Annotated in this window: 16 protein-coding genes; 11 read left to right on the top strand and 5 right to left on the bottom strand. The window is 67.1% G+C overall.

The window, feature by feature from the left end; translation table 11 throughout:
- Positions 1-79: 79 nt before the first annotated feature.
- The gene (locus QP457_RS18245) at positions 80-1,444 is read right to left on the bottom strand and encodes a glutamate--cysteine ligase (protein ID WP_205406218.1); all 1,365 of its coding nucleotides are present in this window, start codon (positions 1,442-1,444) and stop codon (positions 80-82) included.
- A 152-nt stretch (positions 1,445-1,596) separates the two neighbouring features.
- Here QP457_RS18245 and QP457_RS18250 point away from each other — a divergent pair, with 152 nt between their 5' ends.
- The 3 genes from QP457_RS18250 to QP457_RS18260 all read left to right on the top strand — a co-directional run bounded on the left by QP457_RS18250 (position 1,597) and on the right by QP457_RS18260 (position 4,761).
- Positions 1,597-2,301, top strand: a complete 705-nt coding sequence (locus QP457_RS18250) for a VIT family protein (RefSeq protein ID WP_089236851.1) — start codon at positions 1,597-1,599, stop codon at positions 2,299-2,301.
- On the top strand, positions 2,298-3,116 hold the full coding sequence (locus tag QP457_RS18255) for a helix-turn-helix transcriptional regulator (RefSeq protein ID WP_205406219.1): 819 nt from the start codon (positions 2,298-2,300) through the stop codon (positions 3,114-3,116). The genes QP457_RS18250 and QP457_RS18255 overlap by 4 nt, the downstream gene beginning before the upstream one ends.
- Positions 3,117-3,786: 670 nt before the next feature.
- Positions 3,787-4,761, top strand: coding sequence for an MBL fold metallo-hydrolase (locus QP457_RS18260; RefSeq protein WP_100462597.1), 975 nt, complete (start codon positions 3,787-3,789; stop codon positions 4,759-4,761).
- Positions 4,762-4,879: 118 nt separating this feature from the next.
- Here the strand turns inward: QP457_RS18260 and yihA are convergent, their stop codons facing one another.
- On the bottom strand, positions 4,880-5,482 hold the full coding sequence (gene yihA / locus QP457_RS18265) for a ribosome biogenesis GTP-binding protein YihA/YsxC (RefSeq protein WP_100462756.1): 603 nt from the start codon (positions 5,480-5,482) through the stop codon (positions 4,880-4,882).
- Positions 5,483-5,637: 155 nt separating this feature from the next.
- Between yihA and QP457_RS18270 the strand changes: the two genes are divergently transcribed.
- The 4 genes from QP457_RS18270 (at position 5,638) to QP457_RS18285 (ending at position 8,904) form a co-directional block, all read left to right on the top strand.
- Positions 5,638-6,435, top strand: coding sequence for a c-type cytochrome (locus tag QP457_RS18270; RefSeq protein WP_089236857.1), 798 nt, complete (start codon positions 5,638-5,640; stop codon positions 6,433-6,435).
- Positions 6,436-6,541: 106 nt separating this feature from the next.
- Positions 6,542-7,192, top strand: a complete 651-nt coding sequence (locus QP457_RS18275; protein WP_100553543.1) for a thiol:disulfide interchange protein DsbA/DsbL — start codon at positions 6,542-6,544, stop codon at positions 7,190-7,192.
- A 106-nt stretch (positions 7,193-7,298) separates the two neighbouring features.
- A complete protein-coding gene (locus QP457_RS18280; protein WP_205406322.1) occupies positions 7,299-8,114 on the top strand; it encodes a thiol:disulfide interchange protein DsbA/DsbL in 816 nt (271 codons plus the stop codon).
- A gap of 22 nt (positions 8,115-8,136) precedes the next feature.
- Positions 8,137-8,904, top strand: a complete 768-nt coding sequence (locus QP457_RS18285; protein ID WP_089236863.1) for an endonuclease/exonuclease/phosphatase family protein — start codon at positions 8,137-8,139, stop codon at positions 8,902-8,904.
- Between the two features lie 129 nt (positions 8,905-9,033).
- Here QP457_RS18285 and QP457_RS18290 read toward each other — a convergent pair whose 3' ends face one another.
- Complete coding sequence (locus tag QP457_RS18290; protein WP_089236864.1) at positions 9,034-9,909, bottom strand: EamA family transporter; 876 nt, start codon at positions 9,907-9,909, stop codon at positions 9,034-9,036.
- Between the two features lie 72 nt (positions 9,910-9,981).
- Between QP457_RS18290 and QP457_RS18295 the strand changes: the two genes are divergently transcribed.
- The 3 genes from QP457_RS18295 (at position 9,982) to fhuE (ending at position 13,382) form a co-directional block, all read left to right on the top strand.
- The gene (locus QP457_RS18295; RefSeq protein ID WP_165378087.1) at positions 9,982-10,455 is read left to right on the top strand and encodes an Lrp/AsnC family transcriptional regulator; all 474 of its coding nucleotides are present in this window, start codon (positions 9,982-9,984) and stop codon (positions 10,453-10,455) included.
- A gap of 43 nt (positions 10,456-10,498) precedes the next feature.
- A complete protein-coding gene (locus QP457_RS18300) occupies positions 10,499-11,068 on the top strand; it encodes a M23 family metallopeptidase (protein ID WP_205406323.1) in 570 nt (189 codons plus the stop codon).
- Positions 11,069-11,246: 178 nt separating this feature from the next.
- A complete protein-coding gene (gene fhuE, locus QP457_RS18305; protein ID WP_205406324.1) occupies positions 11,247-13,382 on the top strand; it encodes a ferric-rhodotorulic acid/ferric-coprogen receptor FhuE in 2,136 nt (711 codons plus the stop codon).
- 147 nt (positions 13,383-13,529) lie between these two features.
- On the opposite strand, the gene QP457_RS18310 is transcribed toward fhuE, so the two are convergent.
- Together QP457_RS18310 and QP457_RS18315 are read right to left on the bottom strand one after the other, a co-directional pair.
- Complete coding sequence (locus QP457_RS18310) at positions 13,530-16,394, bottom strand: TonB-dependent receptor (RefSeq protein WP_089236872.1); 2,865 nt, start codon at positions 16,392-16,394, stop codon at positions 13,530-13,532.
- 258 nt (positions 16,395-16,652) lie between these two features.
- Positions 16,653-17,060, bottom strand: coding sequence for a biopolymer transporter ExbD (locus tag QP457_RS18315; protein WP_205406325.1), 408 nt, complete (start codon positions 17,058-17,060; stop codon positions 16,653-16,655).
- 151 nt (positions 17,061-17,211) lie between these two features.
- On the opposite strand from QP457_RS18315, the gene QP457_RS18320 reads away from it, so the two are divergent.
- A complete protein-coding gene (locus QP457_RS18320; RefSeq protein ID WP_100553550.1) occupies positions 17,212-19,197 on the top strand; it encodes a transglycosylase SLT domain-containing protein in 1,986 nt (661 codons plus the stop codon).
- Positions 19,198-19,208: the final 11 nt, after the last annotated feature.

Consider the following 19,208-nt stretch of genomic DNA (forward strand, 5'->3'; position numbering starts at 1 on the left):
CGAAAAACCCCGGCAATGCCGGGGTTTTTTCATTCCTGACGGTAGCGCCGGGCCATGCCCGGCGGTCATCCATCCCGCGTCAGTAAGCAAACTCGCGGAACACCGGATCCACATCGCCGTGCCAGCGGCCATGGAACAGCGCCAGCTTGCGCTCGGCCGGGGTCAGGCCGGACTCGACGATTTCCTGCAGCACGTCCAGGAACTTGCTTTCATCCTGGCCATCGGCATTGCGCGCCGCACGGCGCTTGAGGCCTTCCACGGAAATCTTCACCGCTTCGCGCGCCAGGTCGCGCACGGTGCCATTGCGGAACGGCAGGTTCATCGCATGCTTGGGCACCCCATCACGCAGCGCATGGCGTTCAACCAGGCTGAAGTCGCGCACCAGGTCCCACGCTGCATCCAGTGCGGTGTCGTCGTACAGCAGGCCCACCCAGAAGGCCGGCAGCGCGCACAGGCGGCTCCACGGGCCACCATCGGCACCGCGCATTTCCAGGTACTTCTTCAGCCGCACTTCCGGGAACGCGGTGGTGGTGTGGTCCGACCAGTCGCGCAGCGTCGGCAGCTGGCCCGGCAGTACCGGCAGCTTGCCCTGCATGAAATCGCGGAAGCTCTGCCCGCTCGCATCGTGGTAGATGCCGTCGCGGTAGGAGAAATACATCGGCACATCGAGCAGGTAGTCGACGTAGCGCTCGTAACCGAAGCCATCCTCGAACACGAAGTCGAGCATGCCGGTACGGTCGGCATCGGTGTCGGTCCAGATGTGCGAGCGGTAGCTGAGGTAGCCGTTAGGCTTGCCCTCGGTGAACGGCGAGTCGGCGAACAGGGCGGTGGCGATCGGCTGCAGCGCCAACGACACGCGGAACTTCTTCACCATGTCCGCTTCGCTGGCGTAATCCAGGTTCACCTGCACGGTGCAGGTGCGGGTCATCATGTCCAGGCCCAGCGAACCGACCTTGGGCATGTACGAACGCATGATCTTGTAGCGCCCCTTGGGCATCCACGGCATTTCATCGCGCGTCCACTTCGGCTGGAACCCCATGCCGAGGAAGCCCAGCTGCAGCTCGCCGGCCACCTGTGCCACCTCATTGAGGTGGGTGCCGGTTTCCACGCAGGTCTGATGGATGGTTTCCAGCGCCGCACCGGACAGCTCCAGCTGGCCCGCGGGCTCCAGCGTCACCGATGCGCCATCACGCAGCAGGGCGATGGTGTTGCCGTTTTCCTGCACCGGGGTCCAGCCGAAACGGACCAGGCCGTTGAGCAGTGCTTCGATGCCGCGATCGCCCTCGAAGGTCGGCGGGCGCAGGTCATCCAGGCGGAACCCGAACTTCTCGTGCTCGGTACCGATGCGCCACTGCGTACGGGGCTTCTCGCCGGAGGCGATCTCCGCCACCAGTTGCGAGCGGTCGGTAATGGGCGTATCGGCGACGTGGCTGGGGCTCGACAAGGGGGTGGCTCGCTGGACGGTGGCAGGGGATGTGGGGCTGGGAGCCTTGCATCGCAAGGGCGCACTATAGCGTGGCGGCTCGTTACGTCATGCGACGGTGACGGGTTTCAGCATCCTACCGACACCCTCTTGACCCTCGTACACTCAGGGTCATGAGCCGCCATTCACGACATCCTGAACTGCATCGCGCCGATCGCGTCGGCTGGCTGCGCGCCGCCGTGCTGGGCGCCAACGATGGCATCGTCTCGGTCGCCGGCCTGGTGGTCGGTGTGGCCGCCAGCGGCGCCTCCGCCAGCACGATCCTGGCCACCGGCGTGGCCGGCACCGTGGCCGGTGCGATGTCGATGGCCGCCGGCGAGTATGTATCGGTGCAGACCCAGGCCGATACCGAGAATGCCGATCTGGCGATGGAAAAGCGCGAGCTGCATGAAGACCCACACAGCGAACTGGACGAGCTGACCGCGATCTATCGCCACCGCGGCCTGGAGCCGGCGCTGGCACGCCAGGTCGCCGAACAGCTGACCGCCCATGACGCGCTGGGCGCCCATGCGCGCGACGAACTGGGCATCACCGAGGAACTACGCGCGCGACCGTTGCAGGCCGCACTGGCTTCGGCCGGCGCCTTCACCTGTGGTGCTGCCCTGCCGGTGCTGACCGCACTGCTGGCACCGGTACAGAACGTCGCCACCGCCACCACGGTCAGCACGCTGGCCGGCCTGTGCCTGACCGGCGCGATGGCGGCACGCGCCGGTGGCGCGTCACCGACGCGTGGTGCTCTGCGCGTGATGTTCTGGGGTGCGCTGGCGATGGCGGCTGCAGCTGCGGTCGGCCGCCTGCTGGGCGCGCACGTCGTATGACCGGCATGCCCCCCACCGCCCTGCTGGCGGAGATGGCCAGCCTGGCCGGCTGCCAACGCGCCGAAGGCTACGCCTGCATCACCGCGCGCCGCGAGCACGGCGCCAGCTCGGTGGAGATACCGCAGCCGCAGTTCGCGATCCTGCTGGAAGGCCGCAAGCAGGTGCGTACCGCACACCAGTCACTGACCTTCGTCCCGGGCGACATCCTGCTGATCACCCAGCGTTGCCGCATCGACGTGGTCAACACACCCGACCCGCAGACCGGCCGCTACCTCAGCGCGATCGTGCCGCTGTGCACGGAAGTACTGGCGGCGGCGCGCACGCTGTGGAGCGAAGCCTTGCCGACGGCCGGACCGGCGCTGGCACGGCAGGCGTTGAGCGATCACGCCACGGCGCTGCGCAGCTGGCGGCAGTCGTTGCAGGATGGCCGCTACAGCGAAGCGCGGCTGGCGCTGGCCACGCTGGTGCTGGCGTGGTGCCGGCAGGGCCACGGCAACCTGTTGTTGCCGCACGCACCGACGCTGGGCGAACAGATCCGCGACCGCATCGCCGCCGAGCCGGCACGCGACTGGCAGTCGCGCGACGTTGAAGCACACTTCGCGCTGAGCGGCGCGACCCTGCGCCGGCGGCTGGCGGCTGAAGCCACCAGCCTGCGCCAGCTGCTGACTGAAGCGCGCCTGGCCCACGGCATGCAGTTGCTGTACACCACCGACCTGCCGCTGAAGACCGTAGCAGCGCGCGCGGGGTATCGCTCTGCAGCGAGCTTCAGCAAGCGCTTCGCCGAGCAGTACGGGCTCGCTCCTACCGACATCTAGGTTGTTCGGCAGGGCTGCGCCCTGCACCCGCAGAAGCAACGGCAACAGCCGAAGCAACAGCAACAGCGTGCATTCCGTGGGATGGCGGGGCGGTGTCGGAGTGCGGGGACGCCGCAAGTACGTCCCTGTAGGCTTGGCAGCCGCATCCATGCGGCTGACACCCCGCACTCCGACACCGCCCCGCCTTCGACAGTTTCCTGGTGGCCAGTAGATCCACGCCATGCGTGGATGATTTCCTCCACGTCCATTCGATTCATTTCGATGATTCCGAATTGAATTCGAAGAGCATCCACCCATGGCGTGGATCCAAGGTCGACACCCACCAAGAGCAGGTCATGCCATCCCAACAGATCGCGAAAATCTGTCGAAGGCGGGGTGGGTCCGGTGGCGGGGGTGTCCGCGGCATGGATGCCGCGGCCAAGCCTACAGGGACGTATTCACGGCGCCCCCCGCCACCGGACCCACCCCGCCTCCCCACAGAAAGCCCGCTTCTGCTGTTGCTTCGGCCGTTGCTGTTGCTTCGGCCGTCCGTTGCCTCTGCGGGTGCAGGGCGCAGCCCTGCCGATAACCCCCTTGAGCATTCCGCGCAGTGGTTTGAGCGCCGCACGCACGCGCAACGCGGCACGCTGTGCGCACCGGGCCTGCCCATCACTCATCGAGAAGAACCGCCATGACCCTGCGCCACCTGCCACTGCGCGCCGCCCTGCTGCTGGCCCTGTCCTCCCTGCCGCTGGCCGCGCTGGCCGAGGCCACCTCGCCCGCTCCCACCCAACAGGTGCCGGGCGTGCAGCACCAGCGCATCGGTGCGCTGCAGGTCACCGCCCTGTTCGATGGCGTGGTCGCGCTCGGCCGACAGGAAGTGGTCGATGTGCCACCAACGCTGGTCAGCCGCCTGCTCGAAGGCCGCTACGTGCCCGAAGACAAGAAAGGCCTGCAGACCGCGATCAACGCCTTCCTGGTGCGCCAGGGCAAGCACCTGACCCTGGTCGATGCCGGCACCGCGCAGTGCTTCGGCCCTGACCAGGGCCAGGTGCTGGGCAACCTGCGTGCGGCGGGCGTGGACCCGGCTGAGATCGATGAGGTGCTGCTGACCCACGCCCATCCCGATCACCTGTGCGGCATCCTCGATGCACAGGGCAAGCCGGCCTATCCGAATGCGACGGTGTGGTTGTCCAAGGCCGATGCCCGCTACTGGCTCGACCCGGCCAGCGAAGCCACGGCGCCGCAAGGCGTGCGCTTCGCCTTCGCGCTGGCACGCAATGCGGTGGCGCCGTACCAGGCCGCCGGTCGCCTGCACACCTTCCAGCCTGGCGACGCCCTGCCCGGCCACGCGGTCGCGATGGATACCCACGGCCACACGCCGGGGCATGTGTCCTATCGTTTCGACAGCCAGGGCCAGTCACTGCTGGTGTGGGGCGACGTGCTGCATTTCCATGCCGTGCAGTTCGCGCACCCGGAAGCGGCATTCGAGGCTGATTCGGACCGCAAGGCGGCTACGGCCAGCCGTCGCAGCGTGCTGCAGGAAGCCACCGCCAAGGGCTGGTGGGTGGCCGGCGCGCACCTGCCCTTCCCCGGGCTGGGTCACGTGCGCAGCGAAGGCAAGGCCTATGCGTGGGTGCCGGCGGAGTTCTCGCCGCTGAAATGACCCCGTGTAGAGCCGAGCCCGTGCTCGGCCATCAGGGTCTCGCCGCGCTACGCGCGGCAGCCGAGCGCGGGCTCGGCTCTACAAAAGTGTCGCCGGGCAAGGCCCGGCGCCCTGCTACTTATTCCAGCCCCAGCCAGCCGCCGATGATGCCGCGGGCTTCATCCACGCCGGTACGGGCGGCGCCGGAGAACACCTGCACGCTGACCGTATCGCCGAACGACGAATGCAGTTCCTTGCGCACCTTCTGCAGGGTCTGCATCTGCTGGCTGCGGCTCAGCTTGTCGGCCTTGGTCAGCAGCGCATGCGCCGGCAGGCCACGCTGCACGGCGTAGGCCAGCATCTGCCGGTCGTAGTCCTTCAGCGGATGGCGGATGTCCATCACCACCACCAGGCCCTTCAAGGCCTCGCGGGTGCGGAAGTAGCGGTCGATGAAGGCCTGCCAGTGCGCCTGCAGGTCCAGCGGCACCTTGGCGTAGCCGTAACCGGGCAGATCGACCAGGTGGGCGTCCGGGGTGACCTGGAAGAACACCAGCTGCTGGGTTCGGCCAGGCGTCTTGGAGACCCGGGCCAGGCTGTTCTGGCGGGTCAGCGCGTTGAGCGCGCTGGACTTGCCGGCGTTGGAGCGACCCGCAAAGGCCACTTCGGACCCTTCATCGGGCGGCAGCTGCCCCATGTTGTGGGCAGAGAGGTGGTATTGGGCGCGTTCGATGAGCAATGACATGCGCATAGGATCGCATGTTGCGGCGCCGCGCGCCCGGCCCGCGGGCCTCCTGCGGGAAAATGCTGCACTGCTGCGTTGACCGTGTACGGAAACGGCGTTGATAATCCGGGCGATGCCGGCCGCCGCCGCCCGGCCGGTCCATACGGAGCTTCAGCATGCGCCACGCTCGCGTTCTTGCCGTATCCGCCCTTGCTACTGCCGTTGTTGCCGCTGCTGCCTTTGCGCAGACCACGCTGACCCCGCTGCCCGACAACGGCCCGATCAGGACCGCCTCGCTTGAGGTGGATTTCAGCAAGACCACCTGGGGCGACGCCAAGGCCGGCCAGACCAAGGCCACCGCGTGTGCCGCCTGCCATGGTGCCGATGGCAATTCCACGGTGGAGATGTATCCCAGCATCGCCGGCCAGAGCGAGCGCTACGTGGCCCAGCAGATGGCCCTGATCGCCAACGGCCAACGCAGTTCCGGCGCTGCTGTGGCGATGGTGCCCTTCGTGCAGAACCTCACCCCGCAGGACATGCGCGATATCGGCGCGTTCTTCGCCACCCAGAAGGCCAACGCCGGCATCGCCGACGACACGCTGGTGGCCGAGGGCCCGTACAAGGGCATGAAGTTCTACCAGATCGGCCAGCAGCTCTACCGCGGCGGCGACGCCCAGCGCGGGCTGCCGGCCTGCATGGCCTGTCACGGCCCCAGTGGCGCCGGCAACCCCGGCCCGGCCTACCCGCACATCGGCGGCCAGCACGCCAGCTATGTCGCCCGGCGCCTGCAGGAATACCAGGCCGGGCAGACCAACGAGACCGACAAGGCGCACTTCCAGATCATGGCCACGGTGGCGCAGAAGCTGACCGAGCAGGAGGTACAGGCCCTTTCCAGCTACCTGCAGGGCCTGCACAACAAGGCCGACGACCTCGCCGCCGAGAGCGCTTCGACGCGACCGGCCGCCGCCCCCTGACCGCCACTGGTCGGCGCGGGTCGCCACGACGGCCCGCCGCTGCGGTATGTTTCCTTCACGCCGGCGGCTGCGCCGGCGTTGTCATTTTCAACGGAGATGCGTGTCGATGAGGTTGATTCCCCGCCTTCTGCTGTCCCTGCTGGTGCTGCTGCCGTTGGCGGCCTGCGCCGCCACCCCCGCCAACGCCCCGCTGGTCGAAGGCAAAGACTACGAGCGCATCGCCCAGCCTGGCCCGTTCCAGCCGCTGGCCGGCAAGATCGAAGTGGTCGAGGTGTTCGGCTACACCTGCCCGCACTGCGCCCATTTCGAACCGCAGCTGGCCGCCTGGGCCGCCAAGCTGCCGGCCGACGTGCGCTTCACCCCGGTCCCGGCCGCCTTCGGCGGTGCCTGGGATTCCTGGGCCCTGGCCTACTACGCCGCCGACGAAGTAGGCGTGGCCAAGCGCAGCCACGCCGCCGTGTTCAAGGCCCTGCACGAGGACGGCACGCTGCCGATGCAGAACGTCTCGGCCGATGAGCTCGCCAGCTTCTACAAGGCCTACGGCGTGACACCGGAGCGCTACACGCAGGCCCTGCGCGGCGAGGCGGTACAGAAGAAGGTCGATGCCGCCCGTGCCTTCGCCCAGCGCACCCAGGTGCCGGGCACCCCGGCCATCATCATCAACGGCCAGTACCTGGTCCGTGGCAAGAGCTTCGACGACCAGCTGCGCATCGCCTCGGCGCTGATCGCCCAGGCCCGCGCCGCCCGCGGCCGCTGAACCAACACACACCATCGACACGGCGCTGTCGCCGCCGCATGTCATCATTTCCCTCTGGCCGGCGCCTGACGCCGGCCCCACCTTTCCAGATGCTGGAGACGTTTCCATGAAGACCCGTTTCGCCGCCCTCGCCCTCGCAGCGCTGCTGCCGATCCTGGCGGCCTGCAAGGCCGACGATGGCACCGCCAACACCGCCGCCCCGGCAGAACCGGCCGCGACCCCGGCCAGCACCGAACCGGCCGCGCCGGCCGCGGGCAGCGAAGCCGCTGCACCGGCTGCCGAAGGTGACAAGACCGCCGCCAGCACCGCCCCTGCCCCGACCACCGCCGCGCTGACCGGCCCGGCCCCGGTGGAAGGCGCCGACTACCAGCTGATCCCGAACGGCCAGCCGTTCCAGCCGGCCGCCGGCAAGGTCGAAGTGGTCGAGATCTTCGGTTACGTCTGCCCGGCCTGCGCCGCGTTCCAGCCGCTGGTCGGCCCGTGGAAGGCCGGCCTGCCGAGCGATGTGAACTTCGTCTACGTGCCGGCCATGTTCGGCGGCACCTGGGACAACTACGCCCGTGCCTTCTACGCTGCCCAGACCCTGGGCGTGCAGGAGAAGACCCACGAAGCGCTGTACTCGGCCATCCACTCGCAGAAGACCCTGAAGGGCGAGCGCGGTGCTGATTCGGTCGAAGACATCGCCAAGTTCTACGGTGCCTACGGCGTCGATCCGAAGCAGTTCGCCGCCACCATGGGCAGCTTCGCGGTGAATGCCAAGACCAACTCGGCCAAGCAGTTCGCCCAGCGCAGCCAGATCAGCGGCACCCCGTCGATCATCGTCAACGGCAAGTACCTGGTGAAGGGCAAGAGCTTCCCGGACATGCTGCGCATTGCCGACCACCTGATCGCCCGCGAACGCGGTGCGGCCCAGGCTCACTGATCAAAGAGACGTTTTCCCGGCCGTGACTTCCCCCACAACACGGACCCTGCGTTTGCTGACGGCCAACATCCAGGCCGGCTCAAGTACCCGCCGCTACAGCGACTATGTGACCCGCAGCTGGTCACATGCGCTGCCGGCGGGTCGCAAGCGCAGCAGCCTTGACGCGATTGCCACTTTGGCGCGCGGTCATGACATCGTCGGCCTGCAGGAGGCCGACCCGGGCAGCCTGCGCTCGGGCTTCACCAACCAGACCCATTACCTGGCCCAGCGCGCCGGCTTCAATTACTGGAGCCACCAGCCGAACCGGCGCATGGGCGGCGTTGCCTCCAGTGCCAACGGCCTGCTGAGCAAGCTGGAACCGGTGGAAGTGCAGGACCACGCCCTGCCCGGCCGCATCGGCGGGCGCGGCGTGCTGCTGGCCAAGTTCGGCGATGGTCGCGATGGCCTGGCCGTTGCGGTGGCCCATCTGTCGCTGGGCGCAGGCTCGCGGATGGCCCAGCTTGGCTTCATCGCCGAGCTGTTGTCGGACCATCCCAATGCGGTGCTGATGGGCGATTTCAACTGCCTGGCCGAACGGCCGGAAATGCAGGTGCTGTACCAGAAGACCCGCCTGCAGCCGCCCGGCTGCATCGTGCCGACCTTCCCCAGCTGGCGCCCCGACCGCGCCATCGACCACATCCTGGTCAGCAGCGGTCTGCAGACCCGCAACGTGGAAGCGGTACCGGCTGCGTTCTCCGACCATCTCGCCCTGGCGATGGCGATCGACGTCCCGGCCGACGCCTTGCGCTGACGCTGCCGCTGCGCTCGCCGGGCATGGCCCGGCGCTACCGACCCTGGTAGGGGCCAACCTTGGTTGGCACGCTGCCCTGGTGGGTGCGGACCGTTGGTCCGCACGCTCTCCGCCGGGCATGGCCCGGCGCTACCCCGCCTGCGCCACCGGCACCTTCAACCGCCTTGCCGTCATCGTGCTGCCCACCGAGGCCAGCACCGTGCAGCCGATCGCCAGCCACTGCAGTCCATGCAGGTGCTCGTGCAGCAGCAGCATCGCCCACAGCGCGGCCACCGCCGGTTCCATGCTGATCAGGATCCCGAAGGTTTCCTTCGGCAGGCGCTTGAGCGCCATCATCTCCAGTGACATCGGGATCGCGCTGGATACCAGCGCCACCACCAGCCCGGCCAGCAGGATCTTCGGCTCCAGCAACGCCGCACCGGCATGCACCACGCCCACCGGCACCACCACCAGCGACGCAGCCAGCAGCCCCAGCGACACCGAGTGCCCGGCGTGCAGGTGGCCGGCGCGTTTGCCGAACACGATGTACAGGCCCCAGCAGGCCGCCGCGCCCATGGCGTACAGCACGCCCACCGGGTCCAGAGCCGGGCCGCCGCCGATAGGCAGCAGCAACAGCAGCCCCACGGCCGCGCAGCCCACCCAGAGGAAATCGATCGGCCGCCGCGACGACAGCATCGCCACCGTCAACGGGCCGGTGAATTCGATGGCCACCGCAATGCCGAACGGGATCGTGCGCAAGGCCATGTAGAACAACAGGTTCATCAGGCCCAGGGTGAGGCCGTAGCGCAGGATCGTGATCGCATCCACGCGGCTGGTCTTCCAGCGCCATGGCCGCCAGAACAGCAGCAGCAACAGCGCCGAGAAGCCCACGCGCAGCGCGCTGGTGCCCTGCGCACCGATCAACGGAAACAGCTGCTTGGCGTAGGAGGTACCGATGGCCAGTGCGGTGACCGAGCCGAGCACCGCCAGCGCCGGCAACATCGGCGCGATTCGAGAAGTCTGCATGCCGCCAGTCTATTGCGCCGGCGGCGAGCACTTGGCTCAATTGACGGCCCGTCCGTGCAACTTCTGCTCACCATGGCCACCGCCCCCGTGCTGGACAGCTTCGACCGCGCCATCCTCGCCCTGCTGCAGCAGGACAATACCCTGCCGCAACGGCAGATCGCCGAGGCCGTGCACCTGTCGACCCCGGCCGTGCAGCGGCGGATCAAGCGCCTGCAGGACAGCGGGGTGATCGCCGCCAACGTGGCCGTGATCGATGCCGCGAAGATCGGCCGGCCGCTGACCATCATCGTCGAGGTGCGCGTGGTCAGCGAACAGCGCGAGAAGGTCGCCCCGTTCCGCCGCCGCGTGCAGGACGACCCTGCCGTGCAGCAGTGCTACTCGATCACCGGCGACGGCGATTTCCTGCTGCTGCTTTCGGCGGCATCGATGGAAGAGTACGAGGCGATCACCGAGCGGTTGTTCGGTGCGGATGACAACATCGAGCGCTTCCGTACGTCGGTGGCGCTGGGCACGTTGAAACGTGGCTTCGACGTGCCGTTGTCATAGCGTAGATGCGTTCGAGCATGGCCTGCTCCTACACTGGCAACGCATGAATACCCCTGCCCCCTCCAATGCCAGACGCCTGCGCCGCTGGCTGCTGCGTGGCGCCATCCTGCTGATCCTGGTCATCGCGGCGATGGCCTTCTGGAACAGCCCGTGGGCCGCCGCACCGAAGATGCTGTGGACGCTCTCGCGCATGCCGCCGGCCACGCAGCTGCCGGTGCCGGTGGAAGGCGTCCGCCCGCGCCAGATCGCCGATACCTTCGGTGCGCCGCGCGGGCGTGACCGCACGCATGCGGGCATCGACATCTTCGGCAAGCGCGGCACGCCGGTGCGCAGCGCTACCCCCGGCGTTGTCGCCGACATCCGCGACAGCGGCCTAGGTGGCCGCCAGGTCTGGGTCATCGGCCCGGGACGCGAGCGCTATTACTACGCGCACCTGGAAGGCTGGGCCGAGGGCCTGGCGCGCGGCCAGGTGGTGCGTCCCGGCGACCTGCTCGGTCACGTCGGCGACAGCGGCAACGCCAAGGGCACGCCGCCCCATCTGCATTGGGGTATCTACGGCGCCGATGGTGCCCGCGACCCACTGCCGCTGCTGCAGGGGCAAGACATCCGCTGACTGCGGCGCGGGCCTCGCCTTGGATCCGCCCGTTCATTATTTGTAAATAGGAATAGTTCGTATTACCATTTCTTTCGTTTCCGGTGGCGCCAGGACGGCCTGCCCGCCCTTCCCCTACCCGTAGCGCCTCGCCTCCTGGATGCCGGCCGAACGCGCGTGCCCGTCCAGGAATCCCCCGATGATCCGTCCCGCCTTCCGTCCTCTGCAGCCGCAGCGGCTGTCCGCTGCCGTGCTCGCCGCACTCTGCGCGGCCGCCGCGCCCGCTGCCTTCGCCGAATCCGCCGCCGATCCGACCACCCTCGACAAGGTCGTGGTGAAGGGCGAGCGCGCCGAAGGCTACTCGGTGCGCCGCACCTCGGCCGGTACCCGCTTCGACCTGACGCCGCGCGAGATCCCGCAGTCGGTCAGCATCATCAGCCATCAGCGCATTGAAGATCAGCAGCTGGACGACATCATCGACGTGCTGGGCAACACCACCGGCGTGACCAGCACGCAGTCGGACAGCGAGCGCACCGAGTTCTACGCACGCGGCTTCTACATCGATGCGTACCAGTTCGATGGCCTGCCCACGCAGATGGTGCAGAACTGGAGCTACGGCGACTCCGGCCTGGACCTGGCCCTGTACGACCGCGTGGAAGTGGTGCGCGGCGCCACCGGCCTGCTCAGTGGCGCCGGCAACCCGTCGGCATCGGTGAACCTGATCCGCAAGCACGCCGACAGCGCCGAGCTGACCGGCAGCGTGTCGGTGAACGTCGGCAGCTGGGGCCGCACCCGCACCACCGTGGACGTGGGCAGCGCGCTCAACGCCAGCGGCACCGTACGCGGCCGGGTGATCGGCAGCTACCTGGACACCGATGGGCAGATGGACCGCTACAACCAGCGCAAGACCCTCGGCTACGCGGTGATCGATGCCGACCTGACCCCCGATACCCAGCTCAGCGTGGGCTACGACTACCAGCACAAGAAGGCCAGCGGCGCGACCTGGGGCGGCTTCCCGATGTGGTACGCGGACGGTAGTTCAACCCACTACCCGACGTCGTTCAATCCCTCGCCGGACTGGACCTACTGGGACACCACCAGCAAGCGCGCCTTCGCCACCCTGCAGCACGCGTTCGGCAATGGCTGGAAGTTCAAGATCGGCGCCACCCACGATCGCACCCAGGCCGATGACAAGCTGTTCTATCCGTCCTACACCGCCTTCGACAAGACCACCGGCGCAGGTGTAACGCCGATGGCCGGCTTCTACAACACCGAGCGCAAGGTCGATGGCATCGACGGCTACATCGATGGTCCTTTCCAGCTGTTCGGTCGCGAGCACCAGTTCATGGCCGGCCTGAGCTACAACAAGCGCGAGTTCGCCAACTACGGCGATTTCCAGATGGGCGGCCCGGGCTGGAACCCATTCGATACCTACCTCAACTGGACCGGCAACATCCCCCAGCCGAACTGGAATCCACTGGCACTGGCCAGCGAAGGCACCATCACCCAGAAGGCCGGCTACGTGGCCGCGCGGTTGTCACTGGCTGATCCGCTGAAGCTGATCGTCGGTGCGCGCTACACCGACTGGAAGAGCGAAGACGAAGGCAATGATCGCTCGCACAAGGTCACCACGCCGTACGCCGGCCTGGTCTATGACATCAACGACACCTATTCGGCGTACACCAGCTACACCGAGATCTTCCAGCCGCAGACGCTGCGCAACAAACAGGGCAGCTACCTGGACCCGGTGGATGGCAAGAGCTACGAAGTGGGCGTCAAGGGTGCCTGGTTCGACAACCGCCTGAATGCCTCGCTGGCCGTGTTCCGCATCGAGCAGGACAACGTCGGCCAGGCCACCATGGACAAGGTGGACGGGCAGCAGAATGAAACGGCCTATGTCGCCGCACGCGGCACGGTCAGCCGTGGCTTCGAGTTCGAGTTGAACGGCGAACTGGCACCTGGCTGGAATGCCACGTTCGGTGCGTCGCGCTACGTGGCCAAGGACATCAACGACGCCGACATCAACACCAACCTGCCGCAGACCGCGCTGAAGCTGTTCACCAGCTACACCCCGCAGTCGCTGCAGGAACTGACCGTCGGTGGTGGTGCCAACTGGCAGAACCGCATCTACTACGCGGCGCCGGTGGTGGGTCGTTTCGAACAGGAAGGCTATGCGCTGGTCAGTGCGTTCGTGCGCTACCGCATCTCGCCGGAATTCAGCGTGCAGGCCAACCTCAACAACCTGCTGGACAAGAAGTACTACTCGCAGATCACCGGCTACGGTGCGTATGGCGATGGTCGCAACGGTTCGCTGACCTTTACCTGGTCGTTCTGATCAGGCGCGGGGCACGATCGCCCCGCACCTGTAGAGCCGAGCCCATGCTCGGCTGCCTTTCGCAACGTTGTGGGCGATCGAGCCGAGCATGGGCTCGGCTCTACATCCACATGGGGACGCCGGACTGAGCCCGGCGCCGTCCCCTCATCAGAACCGCAGGTCCGCGCGCAGGTACCAGTAGCGGCCACGCGGAATGTCGTAGGTCGAGGCGTCATAGCCATTCAACGAGCACGACAGGCAGATCGGCGGATCCTTGTCGAACACGTTGTTCAAGCCGGCCGTCAGCTGCAGCCCCTTCATCCAGTCGATCTTGTAGCCCACCTGCGCGTCATGGAAGGTGGTGGCCGACAGCGTGTTGGTGCCGGCAGCCTGGTTGCTGCACACCGGGAACGCCACGGCGTCACCGCAGTCTTCGGTCAGTTCGGAAATGTGGCGTACCGTCCAGTTGGCGCTCCAGTTGTCCAGCGTCCAGCCGATGCTGGCGTTGCTGGTCCATTCCGGAATCGAACTGTCAGCCACTTCCACGCCGGGCTTCTGCGGCTGCCTCTGGCCGGCCGCACCGGTGGCCTCATAGCGACCGACGAAGGTGTTCTTCCAGCCCAGCTTGAACTGGCCGATCGAACTCTGGGGCAGGGTCCAGAACAGATCCACATCCCAACCATCGGTCTTGATCGAACCCAGGTTGGTCAGGCGGTTGTTGAAGCTGCTGACCGCACCGGTGCTGGCACGGGTGATGCCGTCGCAGTAGATCGGGTCCAGCGTATCCACGCACAGGTCCAGCTGGGTCTGCGCGTTGATCGCCTGGATCGCGCCATCGATGTTGTGGCGGTAGAAGGTCACTTCCACGTCGAAGCGCTCCGACCACGACGCATCGTTGCCAAACCAGGGGCTCCACACGAAGCCGGCACTGAAGCTGCGCGACCGCTCCGGTTCCAGCTCGCGGTTGCCGCCGGTGGTCACCGAGATCTGCGAGTTGGCCTGCTGGAAGCCGGTCGGCACGCCCAGCGAGGCACAGTTGGCCGCACTGCCGCGCGGCGGTGTGCCACCCAGGCCCACCGAGCAGGGATCGAACAACTGCAGGTCAGCACGCGCAGCCGAACCGTACAGCTCACCGATCGACGGTGCGCGGAAGCCTTCGGCGTAGGTGGTGCGCAGCACGAAGTCATCGGTCACCTGCCAGCGCAGGCCGTACTTGGGCGTGAACTCACCGCCGAAGGTCGAGTAATCCGAGTAGCGGCCGGCCAGGCTCAGGTCCAGCTTCTTGCCCAGTGCCGAGTCGGCGAAGATCGGCACGCTCAGCTCCAGGTACGCTTCGTTGACGTCGTAGGAACCGGACGTCGGCTGCGACGGTACGCCGTTGTAGTGGCCGATCACCGTCAGCGGGTCAGGCTGGTACGAGCCTTTGTACTTGCGGTGTTCGAGGCCGGTGGCGAAGGACACCGGACCGGCCGGCAGGGTGAACAGATCGCTGGACAGATTGGCGGTGAACAGGCTCAGCTCGTTCTGGCTGCGGTCGCGCACCACCGGCTGGATCCAGCGCAGCATGTCCGGGGTGATCGAGCCTGCGCCACCGAAGATGTTCAGCGGCACGCAGCCCGGCGTGGCCGCGCACACCGCCGGATCGCCCAGCGCCATGTTGACGTTGTAGATGTTGTAGCTGCCGTAGTTGGTCTGCTCGGCCTTGTTCTTGCTGTACATGCCGTTGACGTCCCAGTACCAGCTGCGGTCAGCCGCCTGGAAGTTGCCGACCAGACCGGTGGCGAAGTACGTGGTATCCACCTGCTGCTCGAACACGCGCGCGCCGCCTTCCACCGGGCGGCGACCGATCAGGCTCATGTTGCCGGACGACACCAGGTCGAAGCCGAACGGGTTGTACGGGTTCAGTGCCGAGACCACGATGTTGTCGGCCAACGGATTGCCGGTGGCGCCATCGGGGCCGAAGAACAGCGGCTCCGGGCCGGCCTGGTTGGTCGACTCGCGGCGGTTGCCCAGTGCCTTGACGTACCACTGCACGTTGTCGGTGATGTCGAAACGGAACTGGCCGAACAGGCCCTTACGCTCCGACGGCGTCAGCACCATGTTGTATTCGGCGAAGTTGAAGCGGTCGGCGCTGGTGAAACAGTGGTAGTCGTCGGTGCGGTTGCAGCCGGCGCTGCCGTCGTAACGCGGGCTGCTCACGCCGGTGTTGGGCACGATGTCCTGTTCGGCACCGGTATTGGGATCGACGAAGGCAAAGCGCCCCTGCGGAATGCCGCCGCTGCCGAAGGCCAGGCCGGTACCGGGAATCGGGAAGCGCGACTGCTCGCGGTCTTTCGCATACACCGGGTCCTGCTTGGTCCAGCTTGCCCCCAGGAACAGGCTGTAACGGTCGCCACTCTTACCCCAGGCCAGGTCCACGCCCTTCTGCGTGCCATCGCCCTTGCCGTACTGGCCATAGTTCAACGTCACCTGGCCGCCATCGAAGTCGCGGCGGGTGATGATGTTGACCACACCGGCGATGGCATCGGAGCCGTACAGCGACGACGCGCCGTCTTCCAGCACTTCGATGCGTTCAACGATGGCCAGCGGAATGGTGTTGAGGTCGGTGGCCGAACCCACGCCCGAGGCCGAGGATTCGTTGACCCAGCGGATGCCATCGACCAGCACCAGTACACGCTTGGCACCCAGATGACGCAGGTCCACCTGCGCCGAACCCGCGCCGACGCCACTGCCGTCGGGCGGGAAACCGAAGTTGCCCGACGAATTGAATTTGGCATTGAGCGCCGAGCCGGAACCGGTGAGCTGTTGCAGCACTTCACCGATCGAGGTCAGGCCGGTGCGTTCGATATCGGCGCGATTGAGGGTCTGGACCGGCACCTGGCCTTCCACTTCAGCGCGCTTGATGCGGGTGCCGGTGACTTCGATCGCATCCAGATTGGTGGTGGTCGATTGGGCGGCAGCACCCATCGGTGCCAGGGCGGTCACGCACAGCGCGACGGCAACCGCCAAGGGGCGGTGGTGCAGGTAATTCATTCGCTCTCTCTCCAAAGGAATGTCGGGACATGGACTGCCGCGCTCCCCCCTGCATGGCGGCAGCGTCTCCTTTGTAAACAAGCGGTAAAGATCGCGACGTGATGCCCGACACTCTTTCACGTAGATTTGACGATTCTGAGAGCAGATAACGTCATTTGGCTACGTATTCACCGAAGGCGGTGATCTACATCGGCTCGCTTCCGAGAGCCTGCTGCCCTAGTGCGGCCCTCCCTAGGGAAGGCCGCACCGGTCAAGCCATCACTGCACGAACGCGATGCGTTGCATGCCGGTGGCCTCGGCGGCGGCCAGGATCTTGGCCATGCCGTCGTACTCGGCCGACGGATCGGTGCTGATGCGCAGCTCCGGCAGGTTGCCGGCATGCTGGCTGGCCTGCGCCTGCAGGCGCGACTGCAGATCGCCGATGGCCATCGGCTGCCCGTCCCAGCTCAACTGGCTGGACGCATCCAGGCGCAGCTCGATCGGCGGCGGTGGCTCGGGGCGATCAACCACGCGATCGGTGGCCTGCGGCAACTGCACGTTGATCGGCCGCGACAACATCGGCGCGGTCACGATGAAGATGATCAACAACACCAGCATCACATCCACCAGTGGCGTGACGTTGATGTCCGCCAGCGGGCCGCTTCTTCCTGCGCTACTGAATGCCATGTGCCGCTCCCTGCAGCAGGGCCGGTCGCCCCAGCCCAAACCTACGCCGGGCAGCTGCCCTCGCGGCAGTGCGGATCACCTCATCATTCAGCTGTCGTTGCCCTCTGCTGCCGTGTACGCAATGAGAAACTGAATTCAGCCACTGCCCGCTATGCTGGTCGCCATGACCCGACGATCTTCGACCGCCCTGTCCCTGCTCCCGCTGGCCACCACGCTGCTGATCGGCTGCGCGAGTGCCCAGTCCCTCGATGCCCAGAACGCCCAGTTGAAGGCCGCCATCGCGGCCGCCGAACGTGGCCAGTTCGATCCCGGCCAGGCCGCTGCGCTCAGCCGCCATCCAGCGTATGGCTGGCTGGAATTCGCCAATCTGCGGCGCAACATCGACACCGTGGATACGGCGCAGGCACAGGCCTTCCTCAAGCGCTACCAGGGCCAGGCCGTGGCCAACAGCTTCCGCAGCGCCTGGCTGCCCTCTGTGGCGCGCCGGCAGGACTGGCCGACGCTGCTGGCCAACTGGGTGCCGACCGACAACCTCGGCCTGCGTTGTGCGCAGCTGACGGCGCGCCAAGCCACCGGCAAGGTGGACCCGCAGTGGATCGGTGAAGCCCAGGATCTGTGGCGCAAGAACGGCAAGTCGCTGCCCGATGCCTGCGACGCCGTGTTTGCCGTGCTGCAGGCGCAGGGTGGCATGAGCGATGCGCTGCGCTGGGAGCGTATCGATGCCGCTGCCGATGCCCAGCAGCCGGCGGTAATGCGTTCGGCCGCCCGCGGCCTGCAGGCGGGCGATCTGGCGCTGGCCAACACCTACGCCGCCTTCGTCGACAAGCCCAATGCCAGTGCCCTGAACTGGCCGCGCAACGAGCGCAGCCGACGCATCGCCACCGATGGCCTGGCCAAGCTGGCCAAGGCCGACCCGGACGCCACCGAACAGCAGCTGCCGCAGTACGCGCAGGCGTTGGGCCTGAGCGCCGAACAGCAGGGTCAGGTGCGTTACCAGATCGCCCTGTGGACGGTGGCGTCCTACCTGCCCGACTCTGCCCGCCGCTTGAATGCCGTACCCGATGCGGCCTACGACGAACGCCTGCACGAATGGCGCGCACGCGAAGCGATGTCGCGCGGCGATTGGCCGGCGACGTTGGCAGCGATCCGCAAGATGGGCCCGACCCAGCGCAACGATTCGCGCTGGCGCTATTTCGAAGGCCGCATGCTGGAAAAGACCGGCCAGGCACAGCAGGCGCAGCCGCTGTTCCGCGAAGCCGCACGCGCGCCTACCTTCCATGGCTTCCTGGCGGCGGACAAGCTGCAGCAGCCCTACACCCTGTGCCCGTGGAAGCCCAACGACAGCGCGCAGGCGCAGGCCGTGGTGGCCCGCGATCCGGCCATCCAGCGCGCGATGGCGCTTTACCAGATCGACCGCGCCGGCTGGGCGGTGGCCGAATGGAACAACGCACTGTCGCGCTTCGATGACACCCAGCGTCGCCTCGCGGTGCGCGTGGCGCAGGACAACGGCTGGTTCGACCGCGCGGTGTTCTCGCTCGGCAAGCAGAAGCAGGAGCAGCGCCTGTACGACCTGCGCTTCCCGCTGCACCACGACGCCACGATCCGTCGCGAGTCGGCGCGCAATGCGCTGGACCCGGCCTGGGTGGCCGCTGAGATCCGTGCGGAAAGCGTGTTCAGCCCGCGCGCGCGTTCGCCTGCCAACGCCATGGGCCTGATGCAGGTGCTGCCGGCGACCGGTGCTGGTGTTGCCAGGTCCATCGGCCTGACCGGCTACGGCGGCGCTGACAGCCTGTACGACCCGGACACCAACATCGCCATCGGTACCGCGTACCTGCGGCAGTTGATGAACAAGTACGAGGGCCTGCCCTACGTGACCATCGCCGCGTACAACGCGGGCCCGACGCCGACCGCGCGATGGCAGACCCAGCGCCCGGGCTTCGATCCGGACCTGTGGATCGAGACCATCAGCTACAAGGAAACGCGCGAGTACGTTGCCCGCGTGCTGGCCTTCAGCGTGATCTACGACTGGCGACTCAATGGCGACGCACTGCCGCTGAGCGACCGCCTGATGGGCCGCCTGGTGGACAAGCGCAAGAGCTTCACCTGCGCCGCCGACGCCGACCAGGGCGGCGATTGATCGCCCGATGA

Origin of the sequence: Stenotrophomonas sp. As-7, from assembly GCF_030291015.1 — a bacterium.
GTDB classification, from domain to species: Bacteria; Pseudomonadota; Gammaproteobacteria; order Xanthomonadales; family Xanthomonadaceae; genus Stenotrophomonas; species Stenotrophomonas lactitubi.